The sequence below is a fragment of the Paraflavitalea sp. CAU 1676 genome, assembly GCF_029223285.1.
GTDB lineage: Bacteria > Bacteroidota > Bacteroidia > Chitinophagales > Chitinophagaceae > Paraflavitalea.
Genome location: NZ_JARHUJ010000011.1, coordinates 22682 through 42998, shown reverse-complemented (window position 1 = coordinate 42998; position 20317 = coordinate 22682). Strand labels below are relative to the sequence as shown.

9 protein-coding genes are annotated in these 20317 nt (G+C 50.9%); 2 read left to right on the top strand and 7 right to left on the bottom strand.

The window, feature by feature from the left end; genetic code table 11:
- The first annotated feature begins 154 nt into the window (after positions 1 to 154).
- Positions 155 to 898: a methanethiol S-methyltransferase gene (gene mddA / locus P2H89_RS30875; protein WP_275834518.1), complete on the top strand. Its 744-nt coding sequence runs from the start codon at positions 155 to 157 to the stop codon at positions 896 to 898.
- A 232-nt stretch (positions 899 to 1130) separates the two neighbouring features.
- On the opposite strand, the gene P2H89_RS30870 is transcribed toward mddA, so the two are convergent.
- The 7 genes from P2H89_RS30870 to P2H89_RS30840 form a co-directional block, all read right to left on the bottom strand.
- Positions 1131 to 2882 (bottom strand): RagB/SusD family protein, encoded by a 1752-nt coding sequence (locus P2H89_RS30870; RefSeq protein WP_275834516.1) that lies wholly within the window; start codon positions 2880 to 2882, stop codon positions 1131 to 1133.
- A 43-nt stretch (positions 2883 to 2925) separates the two neighbouring features.
- Complete coding sequence (locus tag P2H89_RS30865; protein ID WP_275834514.1) at positions 2926 to 6126, bottom strand: SusC/RagA family TonB-linked outer membrane protein; 3201 nt, start codon at positions 6124 to 6126, stop codon at positions 2926 to 2928.
- A gap of 30 nt (positions 6127 to 6156) precedes the next feature.
- Positions 6157 to 7602, bottom strand: coding sequence for a fasciclin domain-containing protein (locus P2H89_RS30860; protein WP_275834512.1), 1446 nt, complete (start codon positions 7600 to 7602; stop codon positions 6157 to 6159).
- Positions 7603 to 7673: 71 nt separating this feature from the next.
- Complete coding sequence (locus tag P2H89_RS30855; RefSeq protein WP_275834510.1) at positions 7674 to 9347, bottom strand: fasciclin domain-containing protein; 1674 nt, start codon at positions 9345 to 9347, stop codon at positions 7674 to 7676.
- A gap of 15 nt (positions 9348 to 9362) precedes the next feature.
- The gene (locus tag P2H89_RS30850; RefSeq protein WP_275834508.1) at positions 9363 to 10853 is read right to left on the bottom strand and encodes a RagB/SusD family nutrient uptake outer membrane protein; all 1491 of its coding nucleotides are present in this window, start codon (positions 10851 to 10853) and stop codon (positions 9363 to 9365) included.
- A gap of 10 nt (positions 10854 to 10863) precedes the next feature.
- Positions 10864 to 14136, bottom strand: a complete 3273-nt coding sequence (locus tag P2H89_RS30845; RefSeq protein WP_275834506.1) for a SusC/RagA family TonB-linked outer membrane protein — start codon at positions 14134 to 14136, stop codon at positions 10864 to 10866.
- Positions 14137 to 14157: 21 nt separating this feature from the next.
- On the bottom strand, positions 14158 to 16380 hold the full coding sequence (locus P2H89_RS30840; protein ID WP_275834504.1) for a fasciclin domain-containing protein: 2223 nt from the start codon (positions 16378 to 16380) through the stop codon (positions 14158 to 14160).
- 627 nt (positions 16381 to 17007) lie between these two features.
- Between P2H89_RS30840 and P2H89_RS30835 the strand changes: the two genes are divergently transcribed.
- On the top strand, positions 17008 to 20310 hold the full coding sequence (locus tag P2H89_RS30835) for a TonB-dependent receptor (RefSeq protein ID WP_275834502.1): 3303 nt from the start codon (positions 17008 to 17010) through the stop codon (positions 20308 to 20310).
- The last annotated feature ends 7 nt before the right edge of the window (positions 20311 to 20317 follow it).

Here is a 20317-nt window from a genome sequence, read left to right as displayed (position 1 = left end):
CCGCTTAATACGCATGATATCAATACATCTGCTAAGGTACGCTTTCCCCATACCCCGGTTTTGGTTAACCTTGCACTACCCTGCTAAAAATAATCTTTATTCCATTAAACATTGACCGGGAGCCGATTCCCGGCTGCGTAAATTCCTATTAGTCATGAAGAAAGTATTGTTTTTGCTGTATGGTGCAGGTAGCTATTGCATATTTCTCGGAACGATTCTGTATGCCATCGGATTTGTTGGAAATCTCTTTGTCGGTAAATCGATTGACAGTACCCCGCAGACATCCCTCCTGAGCGCTGCCTTCATCAATGCTTCGTTGTTACTCCTTTTTGCCCTCCAGCACAGTATTATGGCGAGGCCGGCTTTTAAGGAGTGGTGGATAAAATACGTTCCCCAGCCCCTCGAACGAAGCACCTACGTATTGCTGGCCAGCGTATGCCTCATTATGCTGATGTGGTTGTGGCAACCCATGGGGGGTATGGTGTGGCAGGTGGAGAATACGGTATTGAAGACCGTTCTGTCTATCGCTTACCTCAGCGGTTGGTCGATCGTGTTTACCAGTACTTTTCTCATCAATCACTTTGACCTCTTTGGCCTTCGCCAGGTATGGCTCTATTACAAAGGGAAGCCCTATACGAACCTGCCATTCAGGATGCCGTTGTTTTACAGGTTGGTCCGTCATCCCCTTTACCTGGGATTTCTGATTGCGTTTTGGGCAACGCCGGCCATGAGTGCGGCGCACCTGCTCTTCGCGGTCGTCACCACGGTGTATATCCTGGTGGCCATCCAGTTCGAAGAACGCGACCTGCTGGCGTCGTTTGGGGAACAATACAGGAGGTATATCAAATGGGTGCCTATGCTGGTGCCATTTCTGAAGCACATTACCCAGCGGTACTAACCATCCATTGTTATAAGTAAATTTCTTGCAGGAGTGCCTTGAAGCTGCCGGACCCGCCCGAAAAGGACGGATTTCCGGAAAAAGAAAGGACATATGGCCCGCCCTGGCGGGCTATATGTTTTTGAGGGGCAGGCGACATTGATATAAAATAAAAAGGGCCGACCAAAATGGTCGGCCCCCGAATGCCGGCAGACTGGAAAACCCAGTTTTCCTGGCCGGCGTGTAGTTCCCCCTATAATTTAAACGGCAGGTACCAGTTTTCTTTGTTCATAAGCTTCGCTTTCACCGCTGCTGCATCGGGTACGCCATCTTTCAGCAATTTCTGATAGATCTTATCAGCCAGGAAGGCCGGGTCGTTGCGGCGAAGCGCCACCCGCAACAGATCGGGCCAGCGGGTACCCTCGAAGGCATTCTCCAGGGCATTCTCGTTGATGATACTGTTCTCGACGTAGGTCAGGCTATCGGCGCCAGCGGGTACTTCATCGTCCAGCAGCAAGGCCCGGTTGCGGATACCGATCTGTCGGTACCAATCGCTCCGGTAATTGGGGATATCCCCCATTCGCGCATCAAAATTGTAAGGCGCCGGGTAGGCCAGTGTATTTTGGTAGGGCGTCACATTGGGCGTATTGGCCGGAACGGGGTAGGCGCCGCGGATACCCGCATTGATGAAACCATAGGCAAGCTTGTGATAGCCATCGCGGTTGGCGGCCTCTGCAAAGCGGGTATGCAGGTGCGTTTGCCGCAGCAGGAACCACTTGCCGTTTTTGGTAAGCGGGTTCACCGGCAGCATGGTGGCATAGTTGATATAATTGTACAGGAATTTCATGACCACCGGTTGATCGCCAATGAGCCGCACGCTTAAGGGGCCGCGTGCATCATAGGGAATGCCGTTGGCGGATCCCGCTACGGCCACCGGCCGCTGCCGCTGACTATTCCAGTTGTCGATGATCGCCTGCGAAGGCTTTACCAGGTAACTGCCGCCGATGGGTGAAAACAGTTTAATGAGCGGATTGTCCGGCGCAAAACGGCTGTCATACGGAAGTGCCCAGATCCACTCACGGCTATAGCCCGCATCATAAGGCCGGTCGAAGATCACCCGCCAGCCATCTGCAAAGTTCAGGGAAGAAGCATCGCCCGCACGGGTATAACTAACGTAATGGTTGTGATTACCGGTCCAGCCTAGTTTGTATTGGGAATAATAGGTTTCCCCTTGTGCGCCCACGGTAGCTGTTTCCAACACTTCGCGGAAATAGATGGCTGCCTGCCGGTAATTCCCTTTCCACAAATAGAGGTCACCCAACAAGATCTTTTTGTTGATGAACATGGTGGTGGTAGGGTGGCCGTCCAGCAGAATGTTCAACGTAGTGCCGGTAGGATAAGGATTTTTGAACGTGATCTTTTCTGTGAAACTGATGAGGCTATCAATCAGTACTGTAAACTTTACTTTCGGAAACCGGCTCTCATCCTTCACGGCGTCTACCGTTTCCAGCGCATCAGTAACATACCGAACCTCATCGCCATAGTGTATGCCCAGTTGCAGGTACAGGAACGAACGCAGGGTGGCGATATCCGAAAACCGTTGGTCGTATTCGCCTTCCTTCATCAGGTTCTTTTGTTTCATGATGGCAAAGTTTTTCAGCACATCATTACACTGCAGGATCAATTCATAGAATGGCCTTGGACTGGCATATGGATTGTCTGCCTTCACCTGGTGGGTGCTGATCTGACGGAGGTTTTCATCCGCATTCACGGTATACTCCAGCAGGTCGCCCCGCAGCTCATTGAGGATAATATACCGGTCGGAGAGCGCCATGAACTTTCCATATATAGCCATAACAGCAGCATCGGCATCGTATACATTGAGGTACATCTGGCTGCTGTCCAGTTCAGTACCCGGCTTAATATCAAAAACCCGTTTGCAGCCACCAGCCAGGATAGCCAGGAGCATCACAGGAAGAACATATCGTAAGGAAAACATTTTCATATGAGATCAATTACTCGGTTACAAAAACTAAACTTTATCCATCTTACAAACCTACCCGTACACCCACCGTTACGGTGCGGAACAGGGGATCGAGTCCTGTATCGATGCCTTGCGTAAATACACTGGGTGTTGCGCTAAACTCCGGATCGTATCCTTTGTATTTGGTGAGTGTAAAGAGGTTGGTACCATTGGCATAGATACTGGCGTTCTTCAGGAAACTGCCGGGCCGTATGGGCAGGTTGTATTGAACAGCAACACTGCGCAGGCGGATGTAAGAGCCGTCCTCTATCCAGCGGTCGCTGAACCGGCTATTGCCTACCGGATCGCCCCAGGTAGCCTTGGGCATGTTCGTGACATGGCCATCACCTCTCCACCGGTTGCGGGCGCTTTCCAGTTGGTTATTGGCTGAGCTGAGCGATTCCAGGCGGTAACGTACATAGTTGAATACATCGTTACCGTAATTGAATGTAAAGAGGATACCCAGTTCAAATTGTTTCCAGATCAACCGGTTGTTGAATCCGCCGAAAAATACAGGGTGGGGCTCGCCGATCACCTGCCGGTCATTGTCGTCTATGACCTTGTTGTTGTCGAGGTCTGTAAAATGTATATCACCTCCTTTGAAAGGAGTCAAAGAACCGTTGGCATTTTTGCTCGAAAGGCCTGCTGCCGCTGCTTCGGCATCGCTCGCAAAAACACCCTGTGTGGTATAGCCGTAAAACTGACTGGCAGGCTGCCCCACTGCCGTCAGGATGGTAGCATCTGCAAAAGTGGTGGTAAAGCGATTGCCGGGCACCGCTTTGATCTTGTTCTTATTGGTCGCTATATTGAAACCCGCATCCCAGCTAAGGTCTTTGAGGTTTAGGATCCGCACGTTCACATTGGCTTCTATACCAGTGTTCTCCATGCTGCCGTTATTGGTGAGTATCGTGGTAAAACCGCTGGCAGTGGGCAAGGTCTCATACACCAGCATACGGTCAATCGAGGCGTGATACACGTCGGCACTCAGTCCTACCCGCTCGTTCCAGAAAGAAAGATCTATGCCGGCATTCACCATGCTCTTCTTTTCCCATTGCAATGCAGGGTTCGCGATACCGCCCCGCAATAAGCCTTGCGCACCCAATAGGTTTTGCGACCGGTAGGTCATCCGCCCGCTGTAATTGCCGATATCGTCATTGCCCGATACGCTGTAAGTAGCACGCAGCTTCAACAGGTCGAGGAAGGAGTTGGCCATGAACTGTTCAGAAGAGATCAGCCAGCCGCCGCCCACCGAATACATCAAGGGAAATTTCCTGCCAGCCATCGAAAGCCCTTCTGATGCTTCCGTTCCAAACCGGGACGAACCATCGAGTGCCGCATTCAGCGTCCCGAAATACTTATCGCGGAACCCGTATTGAGCACCGAAATAAGTGTTCAGCCAGTTCCATTCGCCGATTCCGCCACCCACCAGGCGCAGGGCTGCCACCCCGTTTTGAACACTCACCAGGTCATCCGTAGCCGAGTTGAATGTTTTGGCGTAATCCTGTTCTGCTTTGTTGTGTTGGTAGCGCAAACCGAGATTGGCCGTCAGGGCATGATCCCTTCCAAACTGCCGGTTGTAGGTAAGCCTGGTGTCGTTGTAAATGGTGAACAGGCGTTTCACCTGCGTGCCCATACGGCTTTCGGCGATGGCGTTGGTCAGTGTGTCATCGGCCACCCCTTTGCGCGGCACAAAGAAATTCTCCCGCACTTTGTCGAAGACGACACCCATCAGGGTACTGGCGCTGAGGCTCTTTGAAATGTCGTATTTGAAACCAAAGGAGCCGAAGAAGCGGTAGTACTTATTATATGCCTGCATATTGGCAATGATCACGGCCGGGTTGCTCAGGCCAAGCAGGTCTGCATCGGTGAGGTTGGGCGATTCTACTCCTTTATCGTTCACTTCATTGGCGGGTAGAAAAGGCGCTTTCGTCCAGGATAGGAACAAAGGCGCCGTTTTATCGGCCATGCCCTGGTCTTTCAGGTTCTGTTCATTGTAAGTAAAGCTCAGGTTGGCCGTACCGGTAAATCGCCTGGTGAAATTGAATACGGCGTTGAAACGCGTATTGTACCGGGTGAGATCAGTTTGTTTCACGATTCCCTGGTTGCCGGCATAACCCATGCTGAGGCCATACGTTGCGATATTGTCGCCCCCGGTTACTTTCAGAAATATATTCTGGTTGGCGCTGTTCCTCAATACCTGCTTTTGCCAGTCGGTCTTATAGTGATAGCGGGCATAGTCAGCATTTTTCTCATCATCATTCATGTAGGGCAACCTGGCAATATCGGCATCCGGCATTCCTTTGCTTTGCAGCATTTCGCTCAAATAGATCCGGTAATCCGAAGCATTCATCACAGGCAGATCTTTGGGTGCCGTATTGAAGCCCGTATAAGCGGCAAAGTCGATCCGGGTAGCCTGGTTCTTCGTGCGGGAAGTGGTAATGATGATAGCGCCGTTGGCCCCCTTGGTGCCGTAAATGCTCGACGCATCTTTCAATACCGTGATATTGTCGATATCCTTCACGTCGATCAACGCCAGTGGATTTGCCACATTATTGGCGATGATGCTTTCGCCGTATTCATTACCATCGTACAACATATTGTCAACGATGATCAGGGGTTTGTTGGTGCCATAGAGTGAATTATACCCGCGCAGGAACAGGTTGGCGCCGGCGCCCGGATTGCCCGATCGGCGGATCACCTGCAAGCCGGCAATACGGCCTTGTAATATACCGTCAGCCATTTCGCCAGGCTGCGACCAGGCGGCATTGATATTGTATTGCCCGGTGGCAGCTGTAACCTTTCCTTTGGTAACAGGCCCAAAGGGCATTTCTACCGGCTCATGAAAGGAGATATGCGAATCGCTGAGCAGCGAAAATTCAATGCTATTCCTTCCTTTCAGGGGCACGCGCCGGGAATCGTAGCCCTCTCCGGCAATCGACAGGGTGGAACCATACGATGGCGCTATGATCGAAAATTTTCCCTGGTCGTCGGTGATCGCCGCCGAAAACCCCTCCACCTCAATGCGGATGCCTGCAAGGCCTTTCCCCGTTGCCGCATCTTTGACCACGCCACTTACAGGAACGCCTTTCTTCTCTACTGCCTTCACCACCACCACTGCGGCCGTGCTGTCCTTTTCGGCATCGGTTTGTGCGGCAAGGCTGCCGGTCACCAGCAGGAGGGCTGAGACAGCCGCCGTTCTTCTGATAAAATTGTTTATAAAGAACATCTGAATAGTATTAATCAAAAATGAATGAGTTTAGAGAACGGGTACCAGTTTGATGTAATCGCACACGATGGTATTGGTCAGGGCAGCCGTGCTGTTGGCCGCCGTCAAATAGATCATCGTGGTAGCGGTATAGGTATTGATCGGAAACTCTCCCAGGTATACCTCGTCATAGTTGTTAAGGCCCACCGTTACATAAGGCAGTAAAGTGGAGGTGGCGGTGCCTATCCCAAGTTTCTGCTGAAAAGTGGTAGAAGAACCATTGATGTTGTCATGCAAGGCGACCCAGTAAGCCTTGTATTTTATGGTGGGAAGCCCCGAGAGGCGATAACCAAGGTTAAACAGCGCTACTCCATGATTATATACCAGCACATCGCGAAAACCCTTTCCGGTGGAGGGGGTGATGCGGTCGCGGAAATAGGTATTGTTGCGGCGGTCATGACTGACCGTTTGGTAGTTCTCGGCCTGGATCACAATAGGCGTGAACTTATCGACAGGCCTCACGTTCAGTTTCTTCATGATGAAGATGGTGCCATTGCTCGTTTTGATGGTGCGCTCTATCTGGCTTTTGTCGATCCCTACTTTCGTATTGTATCTCGATAATACGGTATCCGGTAGCGTATTGGCGTCGTAGGCGCCTTCGATGGCACAATCGCGCAGCACATTCCAGCTGGCCAGGCGGATGCTGGTATCGGCGCCGCCCGATTTGAAGAGGGGTATATAGTTACCGATCTCTGTTGCCCATGCATTATCGTTGAGCAGGAATACGGTGTACTGTTTCTTCTCCTCCCGCAGGTCATAAACGCTTCGCCAGAATGCATTTGTTCGCACGGAATCGGTGCCGGGTTGATAGATCGGTTCGCCCGTATTGGGATCAACGCCGATCTGAACGGCATTGGTCGTATCGTACACGTTACCAAAGAGAGAAAGGAAATAGGAACGTTGAACGGCTGGCGCGAGCGGATCGCTCTCGATGAACTCCCATATGTTCTGCAGGGCAGGCACGGCCTTATCGATCACCTGCAGTACGCCGTTACGCGCATAGCGGTCGGCCTCGGTGATCGTCGCATCTTCGAGCAGCTTTCCTTTCAGCGTAGTGTATTTTTCACTCAGCATCTGCAGCCGTACAGGGGCCGTAGCCTCGCCGGTTTTGTGCGATTGATTGGTGATATGGTTGGCCACGAACATTTTGAGCTTCGCATCATTGTTCACCACTGCCGGATCCAGGTTGCTCAAGGCCGCATCGGTGGGCGCAAACACGGTGAACGTTTTGGAAGAAGCTATGACCTTGTCGTAACCCGATTTTACGAGTAGTTCCCTGAACTTACTGAGGTTGCTGCGCGCTTCGATCTGCTGAAAAAGGTCTTTGTCGGTAGCAGGATCGGTGATCGCATGGTGGTCATCCCATTTTTGGCAGGCGGGTAACAAGCTGCCGCAAACAAGGAGAACCTGTATAGATCTTATTAAAATACGTCGCATGAGTAACTATGTTTAGAAATTCAGACTGCACCTTGTAGCATCATTTTCAGATACAGGTGCAAACCATTCAATTATTGATACACTTTAGAGCCATCTGGTTTGAACCTTGGGAAGATCTGGTTATCATTCACCGGGATAAAATGTACCATATCGAGGTGGTTGGCGGCATTGGTGCCACTAAGCCCTTCGATGCGCAGTTTATGCCGCTCGGTCGTTTTTATATCCACGGTTCCAACCAGCCGGGCCGAGAAGAACCCGGCAGGAGTAGCTGTATATTGTTTCCATCCGATAGACTCCAGTTCCGCATCCGAACCCGCCGGTTTTGCTTCACCCAGGTTAACGGGCCGTTGCATCAATTCTCCGTTAACGCGTACATTGACTTGTACCGGGTTGCGCGAGCGGTAGCAGATCCAAACCTTGTAACGCCCTTTGATGATCACAGGCGTGGTAAATTCATACCAGGCCGGGCGGGCTGGTGCATTCAAGGGAATGGTAATGATATCGTTGTTACAGGCGAAGTTGGCAATAGACCCTGTTGTGGTGTATTCATAAGTAAGAAAATCGCCATTGTTCAACCGGTACTCCCAATCGATATCCTTGATGGGCCGGTCCAGCTCATTCTGCCGCTTGAATGTGTAATTCTGCTTTTTATAATAGGCAGGCAATTTCATGATCTCCGGGAAAGCCGAAAGGTCCCAGAACACACCGGCCGGTTTACGGTACTTAACCATATAGTGAGCGCCTGCATAGTGCCATACCCCATTGGTGGCTGCATTATCACTTTTGCTGCGATTAAGGGAAATACCTTTTTCTATCACCCCATCAAAGACATCTTCGTTCACCACCACATCCTGGTCGATCAGCTGTGTACTGATCACCTCCTGAGGTTGCAGTGTTTGGTGTGAAGAGGAGTTGATGATATCTCCGAGAAATTTAATATCCCGCAATACGTGATAGGCTACATAAATGTATAGGCTGTCTGCCGGATTCTCGGGGTTCTTCGTATTGCAATACCTGTTCTTGAGGGCGGCGTAAGAAGTGATGCCACTATCGGCCAAAGCCTGGTTGCTTTCTGCGATCACCGTCATCCAGCGTTTGGCAGTATCAGGATCAACCGTGTTCAACCGATCGTAGAATTTGGTTTCCTTCAAGGCTTGCGTAAAGATCGAGAATTGCGGATCGCTTTCCAGCTGCTGGGCGATTGACTTCGCAGCAGGAGTGAGAATATGATCGATCTCGTGTACAATGCCATTGCCTACTTTCACATTCGAGCGCAATACCGCTGCCTGCCGATTTACCGTATAGCTGGAATTGCCATCCTTATTAACTACGCCGGTGATCAGGAACTGGCTTTGCATGGTGGGTACGGGCAGTTTACCATCCTTAAAGGAGGCTGTGGTTACCGTATCGTTAAGCAAGTGGAATTTCACGAGTTCCTTCAACACATTCACATCAGCGCCCTCCACAGATGTGAACTTATTGGAAGCCAGCCAGGCCTTAACACCACTATTGGTTGGGGCAAAGCAGGTATAAGCACCGTATGCGTTCAGGAAGGCGCTGTTGTCTGTTCGCTCCAGGATCTGCCTGAACAGCGAAAAGGAATCGGGGTACTTATCGAGGTACCCCACAATGTTTACATCCCCGGTCGTCTCTTCCCGGAACTGCTGCTTTTTGCAGCCCGGCAGCAGGAGCTCCGAAAGCAGCATCAGCAAGATGGCTGTGGCAAATACATATTGCTTTTTCATAAACAGGCGAATTAGTTATTTGTAAAAGGGGTTCTGCACCAGCAGGCTGTTAGTCTGCAATTCATAAGTGACTATCGGGAAATAATGGCTGTTCTTATCACGCAGCTTGTTAAGCGCTGCCTGCAGTCGGTCCGAAGGCACACTCATACTGGCCATATTGAGCAGGTACTGGATGCCTTCGTAATTGTTCCGCTTGGCGTTCCGCAATACATCATACCAGCGCTTCCCTTCAAAAGCCAGCTCACGCTGCCTTTCTTCGAGTATGTAGCCTGTCATGGAACTTTTGTTCGTGCTGTCCATGGCGCGCAGTTCGAGCGCATGGGCGCGTTCCCGCACAGTTTTCACAATCCGGGATGCTTCCAAAGGTTGGTCGAGCTGGTTGATGGCTTCCGCTTTCAGCAACAGGATGTCGGCATAGCGGTAGAAGATCCAGTGGGCATCGGATTGTTCAAAAGGCCGCAATTCACGTCCGTCGTTATCAGCGCCCACATATTTCCAGATGGTGAAATCGGTACCACGGAAAGATGTTTTATCGCCCCGTACGTCCACAATAGGCTCTGTGTTGACGAGGTCGATGCCATATACATCTTCGCTGAGGTGGAAGGCGGCACCCCAGCGCCGGTTGCCGGGGGTATGCATCGCATAAAAAGAATTCAGTTTCTGCGTATTGTATTGCAGCTCAAAGATGCTTTCGTTGGAATTGCCTTCGAGGAAAACGCTGTTGAAGAACTGCTCAGCGCGCACCAGACCAAACCTGCCCGATTTAATGATTTTGTTGCACTCGGCTACGCATTCATTGTATTTGTCCATCCAGAGATAAACATCTGCCAGCAGGGCATTCACCGTATACCGGGTAGCCCGGCCCTTATCGGTGGCTTTGTTGCCATAGGTGAGTGGCAACAGGGGCTCCGCTTTTTTGAGGTCGGTCACGATCTGGTGCAGGATGGTATCCTGGCTGCTTTTTCCCAGGGGCGCTATATCCTTATCGCTGACGGTAGCCTGCAGCCGTAATGGCACCTCTCCAAAGCTGCGCGCCAGGTAGAAATACATCAACGCCCGGATGGTAAGCGCTTCACCGGTGGCGCGGTTCAGTTGTTCCTGCGAAAAGGTGTTGTCGTGCTCCAATACCTGCGGGGCCAGGTCAATCACCGTATTGCAGTAATTGATCGTTTGGTAGAAAGAGCGCCAGTTGCAAAAGTTATTGGTGGAAAGCATGTTGAGGTACACAATGTCCAGCTCGGCCGCAGAAGCCCGGAAGCCGGGCGATACCATGTCTCCGCGCCCTTCGCCCCATACAAAAAGGTATTCGGGAATGGGACGGTCGCCGATGGTGCTGCCCAGCATGGAAGAATAGATGCCCACCACGGCCGATTCAACCTGCTCTTTGGTTTTCCAGAATTCCTCCCGCACAATGCCATCCTGAGGCTGCAGGTCGAGCCACTTCTTGCAAGAGGCAAGACTGGCCGGCAGCGCAAGGATCAAAACGTATAAGATTGACTTTTTCATGTAATAGAATTTAGAAGCCTGCTACAAGGCCGATCGTAAATATTTTGGAAGGAGGTGTCATAGAATTATCGATCGCGAGGCGGAATACATCCGCACCACGCATGTTCACCTCCGGATCCTGGCCGGTGTATCTGGTCCAGGTTACGAGGTTCTCGGCAGTAACGAAGGCGCTCAGGGTCTTCATCTTCAGTTTGCTCAGGACGGAAGGATCAAAAACATACCGCAGCGTTACCGTGCGGAAGCGCAGGAAAGAAGCGTCTTCCACATATCGATCGCTGCCCAGCCAGTTATAACCACCTTCAATGATGCCGCGGGGAATGTCCGTTACATCGCCTTCCTTGCGCCAACGGCGTAAAACTGCGGTACTTTGGTTGTCGAAGGATGACATGCTCGTAGTACTCATCTTGGTACCGTTGATCACTTCATAGCCGTAACGGAAGTTGAAATAGGCCGACAGCGTCAGTTTGCCTTTGTAGCCTATCGTGGGACCGAAACCACCGGTCAATTTAGGATTGCTGTTACCCAGGTACACGACATCCATGTAATTGATGTTCCCGTCGTGGTTGATGTCTTCATACATCGCATCGCCGGGTTGAAACACATAGTCTACATTGGGGTAATTGAAGCGCATGTACACTTCCTGTCCATTGGGTCCGATGATCGTTTTGCCGGTGGTCGATTTGGCCAGGGTCGCTTCCTTGTCTTTGTAAACCCCTTTGTATTTGTATCCGTAAAACGATCCGAAAGGATTGTCGATCTGCAACAGACGCAGGTATTCGCCATTGATGCCCACATTGCCTTTACTGTTGGCAGCGTACTCGGAGATCTCGCGGATGACGTTCTGGTTTTGGGAGATGTTGAAATTGAAACCGATGTTCCAGGTCTGGTTCTTAAAAGGCACCGTCCACATGGCAAATTCCCAGCCCTGGTTATCGAGAGTACCGATATTCATCGCCATAGAGCTGAATCCATTTTGAGAGGGGATCGCCAACGCATCAGAGAACAGGTCGGTCGTGCGGTTGCGGTACACATCCACATCGGCCCTGATCCGGCCCTTGAACATCGTAACACTAAAACCCAGGTTGGCCCCATGCACGGTTTCCCAGCGCAGGTTCTTCAACTCGGGGCGCGATGGGTAAACACCGCTCTGGTCCAGGTAGTTCCAGCCATAGGTGTTGTACAGGTTGAAGAAGGTATAGTCATACCGGGGGGCATTGCCGCTCAAAGCGTAGCTGGCTCTCATACTGAGGTCGTCGATCGATTTGATCTTTTTCAGGAACTTTTCTTCCGACATACGCCAGCGTAGCGATCCGCCAGGAAACAATCCGTATTTATAGTCGGGACCAAACCGCGAATTGCCGTCCCCACGAACAGTGGCTTCGAAAAGGTACTTGTCGCGCCAGGAGTAGTTGACGATGGCCACCGCACCGATCGTGCGTGTTTGTGAAATTCTTGAAATGGCCAGTAATTCCTGGTTCTGGGTACGGGAAGGAACCGAAGGATCTACCAGCAGTGAGGAAGCTGTGTTCGAGGTCATCAGCTCCTGGTTAACCGATTTGTTATCGTTGGTGAAGAAGTTGAGGCTGGAAGAGAACACATGATCTTCATTCTTGAACCGGGGCGTGAAGATGAGGCTGCTGCGTGTGCCCACCCCAAAGATGTCGATATCGCCGTCATAAGCCCTGTTCACCACCGTTTCGGTATTGGGACGGCCTGTTGCCAACTGCGGCAGGAAACTACTGTTCTTGGTATTGTTGATATCGAACTGTACATCGAAAGTGGCACGGAGGGTATTCTTCATGATCGAATAGTCGACCTGGAACCTTGGTACGATCCGTTCACCCTTTACAGTTGCCTTCGCCAGCGATGCCATAGCCACCGGATTGTAGATGCGGCTGTATTGGCCCTGCACATTGGCGGCGGGCGAAAAGAAGTTGGGCGACAGGTTGCCAAGCTCATCATATTCAAACACGCTCATGTTGGGCATCTTGATATAAGCGATGCCGCGGATGGCATTGTCCTTGTCAAAATAGTTCCTGCCCTGGTCGGTATGCGTATAGGCGATGCTGGTGAAGATCTTGATGCGATCGGATATAATATAATCCAGGTTGATCCGTGTGTTGATGCGCTTCAGGTCGGTACCGATCGTGGTACCGGTTTGATTGAAATAGCCTACGGAGGCAAAATACTTCGCTTTTTCACCACCGCCATTCATGGAGATCGTGTGGTCGTGCAGTATACCGTTGCGACTGATTTCCTTGACCCAGTTGGTATTGTTACTGTAGTTGTGGTACCAGTAGGGATCGTTGGGGTCGTAGTTGAATTCCCGCACATTGCCCAGCATGGTGGTACCCAGCCGGTTCATGAACGCTTCGGGAATGAGGGTGGAATACTGATCGCCATTCAACATAGGGATGGGATCGGGCAGTATCGAGGAAGAGCCCTTAAAGGTATAAGTGATGCTGGGCTTGCCACGACTGCCACGTTTGGTGGTAATGATCAGTACGCCATTGGCGGCCCGGCTACCCCAGATGGCCGTTGCACCCGCATCTTTCAATGCCGTGATCTCTTTGATGTCTGAAGGGGATATATTCAACAGTTGTGCATAGCCCTGTTCATCGGCAGTGCCGAAGTTGAAGTCGCCGGGAATCTCCGTTTCGTAAGGCATACCGTCTACCACGATCAGGGGATTGCCGGTGGAGTTGATGGAAGACACGCCACGGATCCTGATATTCATGGGTGAGCCCGGGTCACCGCTGGTGGCGGTGATGTCTACACCGGCCATACGTCCCTGCAGGGCGAGGTCAATACTGGCGGAAGACATTTCCTCCATGTCTTTGGCATTGACCCGCGACACGGCTGTAGTGAGGTTTCTTTCGGCTTTCGAGTTCATGCCGTTCTCTACGCGGCGCGATGCTACGACGATCGCTTCGTCGAGATCGGCGCCGCCACCTGCTTCCAGTTGAAAGTTGATGACCGTGTGGTTGTTGATAGGCTGACTGGTCGTTTTGTAACCAACGAAAGAAACGGAGAGCCTGTTTTTTGCATTGGTGATCTTCAGTACAAAGTTGCCTTCTATATCGGAGGCAGCGCCTTTGATGATACGTCCGTCGGCATCTATTTCCGAAACGGAAGCACCCGAAATAGGCTCTTTGTTCTTGCGGTCGGTGACCTTACCGCGTATGATGAGTTTGCTGTCGCCCGCCGATTGTGCCAGGCCAGCCTGCCAGCACGTGATCGGCAACAACAGCAGTAAACAGCGAAAGATTAGGAACTTGCTCATGAGCAATGTTATTTGGGATAATTAGTCAATGTATTTAAGGTAGTTGTCGATGAGGTGGATCATGCACCGGTTGCTGAGGTAGTATCCGGGGGTGGAGATCACCTGGGCCGTGCGGTCTTCCATATCGCGCAGGGAGATAAGGCCGGGAGCATTGGTAACAAAGACCTTGGTCTCATCGCCATTGTTCTTTTTGAGCACGGTAGCAATATCGCCGCTTTCAAGGCCATCGGCCGCAATGACCTTCTTATTCAGGAAATGGTAGTGCATGAACTTCGCGACCAGTGATTGGTCTTTACCCAGTGTGGGGGCAAAATTGGGTGTGCCGTTTGCGTTCTTCGGTAGCAGGCCGTCGTCAACTGCTTTTTGAATGGCTGCATTGTTGGGTATGAACAGCGTATAGAAAGTGCCGCCCGCTATACCGGTAAACTCCTTCGTGGCATTGTTCCAGAGGGGACTATTCTTCATGAACTGCCAGAAGGAATTGTAGGGAGAGGCCGCAGGCGTACCCAGTGCTTCAATATGCTTGCCCAGTGGCGCCTCACTGAACTCCATGATGCGGTTGATATAATATACCACGCCGTTGCGCGCCGCTTTTTTATCGAGGATGGTCACTACATTGTTCGAGTCTACGTTACCCGAGCTGTATACTTTGCCATTCTTATAGGCGATGTATTCGCCGCCATAGCTGTTGGCGGCACCCTCGCCCGCGATATTATCCAGCACGGTTTGGGGCACAACGTGCAGGTTGAGGATTCGCAGTAGCCGGTTACGGGTAGTGCTACCCGTACTGGCCGGGATCGTGGATCCGGCCGGCGGCGTATACCGCCATTGATCGATAGGGTTGGCACTGATGGAGGGATCGACTGTGTATCCTGCCGCATTGAACATGTCGTTGCTGATCAGGAACAGGGTATAGTTACGGTAGATATTCGATACCTGGAATTTCAGTTCCATGTTGAGCAATGAGATCATCATGGAGTATTTGGGGTCGAGGTAAGCCTTGCCATAAACGCTCGTAAATACGTTGGCATCCTGCACTTTGTTGGTGCCGTAGAAAATGCCATTGCTGAGTATCTTCTTCTCGACCACATTGGCGGCGGGGTCAAACCGCGCTTCTTCGTTCACCACATTGAGTGTACTGGAGAATTTGCTGGGCCATACGACATTTTGCCAGAGATGAGCGTTGATGAAATCGTAGATAACATTGATCGGCGTATTGTCGATGCTGCCAAAATGTTCCAGCAATACGGTCTTCAGGTAGGTGTCGAGCGCAGCATTGGTGGGCACAAATACGCTGTACATATTGGACTGTCCATCGTTTTCCTGTGCTTTTACAAAGTTCTCATTGTTCAGTGCAAAGCCGACCAGCGGGTTGTACACCTTCGTATAAACCTGGTCGTTCCGGCCGGTTACATTCTGGTAGCGGGTGGTGGCCGTTCCATTGAGCACATACTGTATCAGGAAACGGTCGAATATTTTCTTGAAGAGACTGTATTCGGGTTTGCCGGCAATATATTGATCTATGGAAGGGAGGGAGGTAATCACTTTGTTCACTACATGGATAACGCCGTTCTCGGCCGGGATATCCTTTTCGGTAACCACGGCGTCCAGCACGTTGAATCCGGTATAGGTAGTAGTCGGATAAAAATAATTGTAGTCGGCAGCAGTGAGGTTCCGCGCTTTCATGAAATCATCGACAAAATAAGTGATGTGTTTATTGTTGTTATCTGTTTCGCTATAAAAGGCTACCCCGTTCCGGTTGGAGGCGATCATCTTTAGTTCTTTGCCCGAAGTGTCTGTTCCATTGTACACACCGGTAAAGCTGGCGGTACGCCGGCGGTAGGCGCTGGAGGCCACCCAGCCATTGTTCGATTGGAAGTCGTCGAGCCGCTCTTTTTTAAAAGCGTTGTAGACGAGACAGTAGGTAACGATCTGGCGGCAGGCGTTGCTATCGAGCTTGTCGATGCCGGGGAGGTTGTTGGCCGTCAGGTAAACCTGGAAGGCGGAATCGTGCGGAGCGAAAAAAGTCCAATAGCCGGCAGCACCCAATATGGGTTTATATCCCGCCTTGTCGATGGCCGCCAACAGCAGCTTGAAGTTGCCTTTGGCTTCCAGCGTCTGGTAAATAGGCGGCTCCAGCGAATCGGGCCGTCCGTAATACTCATCGAATGCTTTTTTTCGACACCCCACCAGCAACAAAAAGGCCATTGTTGCCAGGAGTGTCTTGTGTAAAACCTTGAACATAGAGGTTGTCGTTTTCGTTTTTCTTATAAGAACCGTATATCAATCAGGAAGGAGAGAAAGGTTTATGGAGTACACAGGCTTCAGTTACGGCAATAAATAGCCGTATCATTGTTCCAACTGCCTGGAGGAACAACAATCATATTATTTGGCCAACGGCCGCATTGCTTAAGCCGATACCTGGTTAGCTGTTACATCGGTAATATTGTCTTACTGCGTAGAGTTGGGCGATATTGCCCGGCTGCCGGTGAAGCGGTGTGCGGATAGAGTCCGCCTCCTTGGGAAATGCCCGGGCGGGTGGGCTTACACAATCCTGAAATAGCATGGCAAGCAAGTTTAGGTGCTGGTTAGAGTTGTTGAGTAAATAGCAAAAAGCCCTTCAGTAGCCACTCATTAATCGTAAAGATTACACTAATCCGGTAATAAAATTAACTTTTGCAAGGCAGCAACCGTCCTGAAGTATCCTGCAATAGGGCGTTTCAGCCGAATGCCCCTCTATTTGCCAGTCAGTTGCATTTAAAATTGACCAAAGGCAAACCCTATCAGGATAGTTCAGGATGATTAATCATGTACGCCTGATTAATTTAGGCTTGGTAACGATTGAACAAAACATGCTATAAAAAACGCTGTATGAAAAAATGCCAAAGCCATGCTTATTGGATTTGTGTGCCCCTATTGATTACTTGCTTCTATTCTAACTATGCTACTGCAACTCCCCGGTATCCACACTCCTTCAAAAAGCATTTTACACCAAACGAACATGTATCCGACCTACCGGCTCCCGTAGCCGATACCACCGTAACGGGTACTATCCTCAACGAAAAAGGCGAGCCGCTGATCGGCGCTACCGTCACCGTGAAAGGGTCCGGCGCCACCGCTTCCTCCAATGACAAGGGAGCTTTTACCCTCCAGGTTGCCAACCCCAACGCCACGCTCGTCGTGAGCTACATCGGGTACCTTACCCAGGAACTGAAATTGAACAATAAGGCGACTGTCTCGATCATGCTGTATGCTACCAGCAAATCGCTCGAGGATGTGGTGGTGGTAGGTTATGGTACCCGAAAAAAAGGTGACGTAACCGGTTCTACCGCTTCCGTCAGCGCCGAGAAGATACGGGCTGTTCCGGTTACCAACGTTACCCAGGCCCTGCAAGGTCGCGTGGCGGGCGTAGAAGCGATGGCTTCTTCCTTCCGTCCCGGTAATGGATCGCGCATCCGTATACGGGGCAACCGCTCGCTTTCGGCCAGTAATGAACCGCTTTATGTAGTAGATGGTGTGCCCGTAAGTTATACGATCGATGATATGAACCCGCTCGATATTGAAAACATCGACGTACTGAAAGACGCCTCCGCTACCGCTATATATGGTGTACGCGGCGCCAACGGTGTTATTCAGATCACCACGAGAAAAGGAAAAGCCGGTAAAGTGAGTGTTGAATACAGCGGCAGTGTTTCGTTCGACAACATATTAAAACATATACCCGTCTTCAACGCCACCCAGCTGATGGACGCCTGGCGCCAGGCATTCTCGGCCGATAAGGTGTACAACTTTGCGCAGAATACCTCACAGCCCAACAACTATTACCCCAATGCCGCTGCCGATATCAACCTGTTCGATGGCGACCTGTATACGCTCAACGCGATCAAAGGCGCTTACCAATGGCGGGTCTTCGATCGGGCAACCAATACCTATATCGCCTTCAAAAGGCCGTCTACCGCAGAAGAAAAAGCCGTCATGGGAAGCCTGAAGATCCCCGTACTCGACAGTCTCGATATCTATGATCCATCCAAAGTACAGGGGTACAACTGGCAGGATGCAGCCATTCGCCAGGGCATCACCAATTCTCAGAATATCAGCATCTCTGCCGGAAGCGATAAGATCAGGGCCAGCTTCAATGCCGGTTATTTCAACCAAAAAGGTATTGAATACGGCCAGGATTACACCCGCTATACCATTGGTAACAATACCGAGTTCAAGCCTGTTAAATGGCTCACATTCGGAAATAGTATCACCTATTCCAACAGCCTCCAGAACATTGGGCCCAGCATGTATGGCGGCGCATCGGGCCAATTGCCCTTTGCCCAGCCTTACGACAGCACCGGTAAGTTCATTCTCTATGCCGGCGGCGATCAGAACATCGTGAACCCGATGAACGACAAGAACACCGTGTTCAATGAAATGAAAGTGAGCCGTGTGTTCGGTAACGTCTACGCCGAATTCACCCTGTTCAAAGGACTTCGTTACAAAACAGTATTTGGTCTCGATTCGCGCAACAGTCGTCAGGGACAGTTCAACGGCGCTCAGTCATCCGTACGCCAGGGTGGGGTTGCCAATGCTACACATACCATCACCAACAGCATCTCCTGGGTATACGATAACCTGCTCTACTACGATTTCAAGATCAAAAAAGACCATTCCTTCAACGTTACCTTACTGCATGAGATGCAGAATCCCAATAAGACAGATGTGCTGGCCCTTACTGCCAACAACCTGATCTTTGAAGAACAGAAATGGTACTCGCTCAACCGGAATACATTGGGGGTAACCACCGGTAGCGGTAGCTACAGCGCACAGCAATTGCTGTCGTACATGGGGCGTATCGATTATAACTATAAGAACAGGTATTACCTTACCCTCAGTAACCGGTACGATAACTCCTCTGTACTGGCCGAGGGAAGCAAAGGCCAGTGGTTCCCCTCAGCTGCTGTGGCCTGGCGTATGGACAATGAAACCTTCTTCCTCAACCAGCATGTCATCAATGCCGCCAAGCTGCGGGTAGGGTATGGCCTGGTAGGTAACTCATCCATTCCTCCTTACCGTACCAACGGTCCGCTCGATTTCACCAACTACAACTGGACCAATGGTGCTGCTGCCGTAGGCCTGGCGCCCACTACCTTTAAAACGCCCGGACTTACCTGGGAGAAAACAGCGACCATCAACGCGGGCCTCGACTTCGGCCTGTTTGGTAACCGCATCTCCGGTAGCATCGACGTGTATAAAAGCAAAACAACCGATCAGCTCCAGGAAATGCGCATCCCCAATGCCAATGGTGTAAGCTCCATGTACATCAACCTGGGTGAAGTGAGCAATAAAGGATTTGATATCTCACTGAGCTCGGTGAATGTCAACAGCGGCGGTTTTACCTGGACTACCGACTTGGTGTTCAGCAAGAACAAAGAGTCAATAGTAACCATCGACGGTACCAGCAACAACAACCTCCTCAACCTGTGGATGGTTGGACAGCCGATCCGTGTGTATTATAACTATGTATCCGACGGAATTTACCAGTATTCCGATACGGCCAAAGGCGGCTACCTGGCCGATTACCTGTGGCCCAAGGGTACCAATGCTGCCAATACGCTCTACCGCCCCGGTAAGGTAAGGGTGCGCGATATCAACGGCGACAGCCTCATCGATGGCAATGATAAAACAGTGTTGGGTTACGACAATGCCAATTGGACCGGTAGCATCACCAATACCTTTAGCTATAAGAATTTTGAGTTGAGCTGTATGATCTATATCCGTAAAGGTGGCATGTACCGTGTGCCACGTCCCAGCCTCGTGGGCCGCTTCCAGTCGAACAGCGTAAATTATTGGACCCCTACTAATCCATCCAATGAATACCAGCAGCCCACGCGCACTTCCGATGTACCTACGTATTGGGAGGCGCTGGGCTATCGTGAAGGCAGCTTCGTGCGCGTGAGGAACATCTCATTAACCTATCGCATCCCGCAATCACTGCTCACCAAAATAAAGGCAAATGCCATGTCGGTTTACATCAATGCGGTGAATCCCTTCTTATTCCACAATAAGTCGGATTACGATCCCGAAACGATCCAGTACACCGAACAATTTGCTTCCACTACCAACAACCCCGGTCCCAACTCCTACAGCTTCAGAAGCTTCGTGGTGGGTGTAAGACTCGGACTGTAAGTAAACC

Excerpts from the sequence above, each read along its gene's own strand:
- mddA (WP_275834518.1), top strand. The coding sequence starts at position 155 with ATGAAGAAAGTATTGTTTTTGCTGTATGGTGCAGGTAGCTATTGCATA.
- P2H89_RS30870 (WP_275834516.1), bottom strand. The coding sequence starts at position 2,882 with ATGAAAATGTTTTCCTTACGATATGTTCTTCCTGTGATGCTCCTGGCT.
- P2H89_RS30865 (WP_275834514.1), bottom strand. The coding sequence starts at position 6,126 with ATGTTCTTTATAAACAATTTTATCAGAAGAACGGCGGCTGTCTCAGCC.
- P2H89_RS30860 (WP_275834512.1), bottom strand. The coding sequence starts at position 7,602 with ATGCGACGTATTTTAATAAGATCTATACAGGTTCTCCTTGTTTGCGGC.
- P2H89_RS30855 (WP_275834510.1), bottom strand. The coding sequence starts at position 9,347 with ATGAAAAAGCAATATGTATTTGCCACAGCCATCTTGCTGATGCTGCTT.
- P2H89_RS30850 (WP_275834508.1), bottom strand. The coding sequence starts at position 10,853 with ATGAAAAAGTCAATCTTATACGTTTTGATCCTTGCGCTGCCGGCCAGT.
- P2H89_RS30845 (WP_275834506.1), bottom strand. The coding sequence starts at position 14,136 with ATGAGCAAGTTCCTAATCTTTCGCTGTTTACTGCTGTTGTTGCCGATC.
- P2H89_RS30840 (WP_275834504.1), bottom strand. The coding sequence starts at position 16,380 with ATGTTCAAGGTTTTACACAAGACACTCCTGGCAACAATGGCCTTTTTG.
- P2H89_RS30835 (WP_275834502.1), top strand. The coding sequence starts at position 17,008 with ATGAAAAAATGCCAAAGCCATGCTTATTGGATTTGTGTGCCCCTATTG.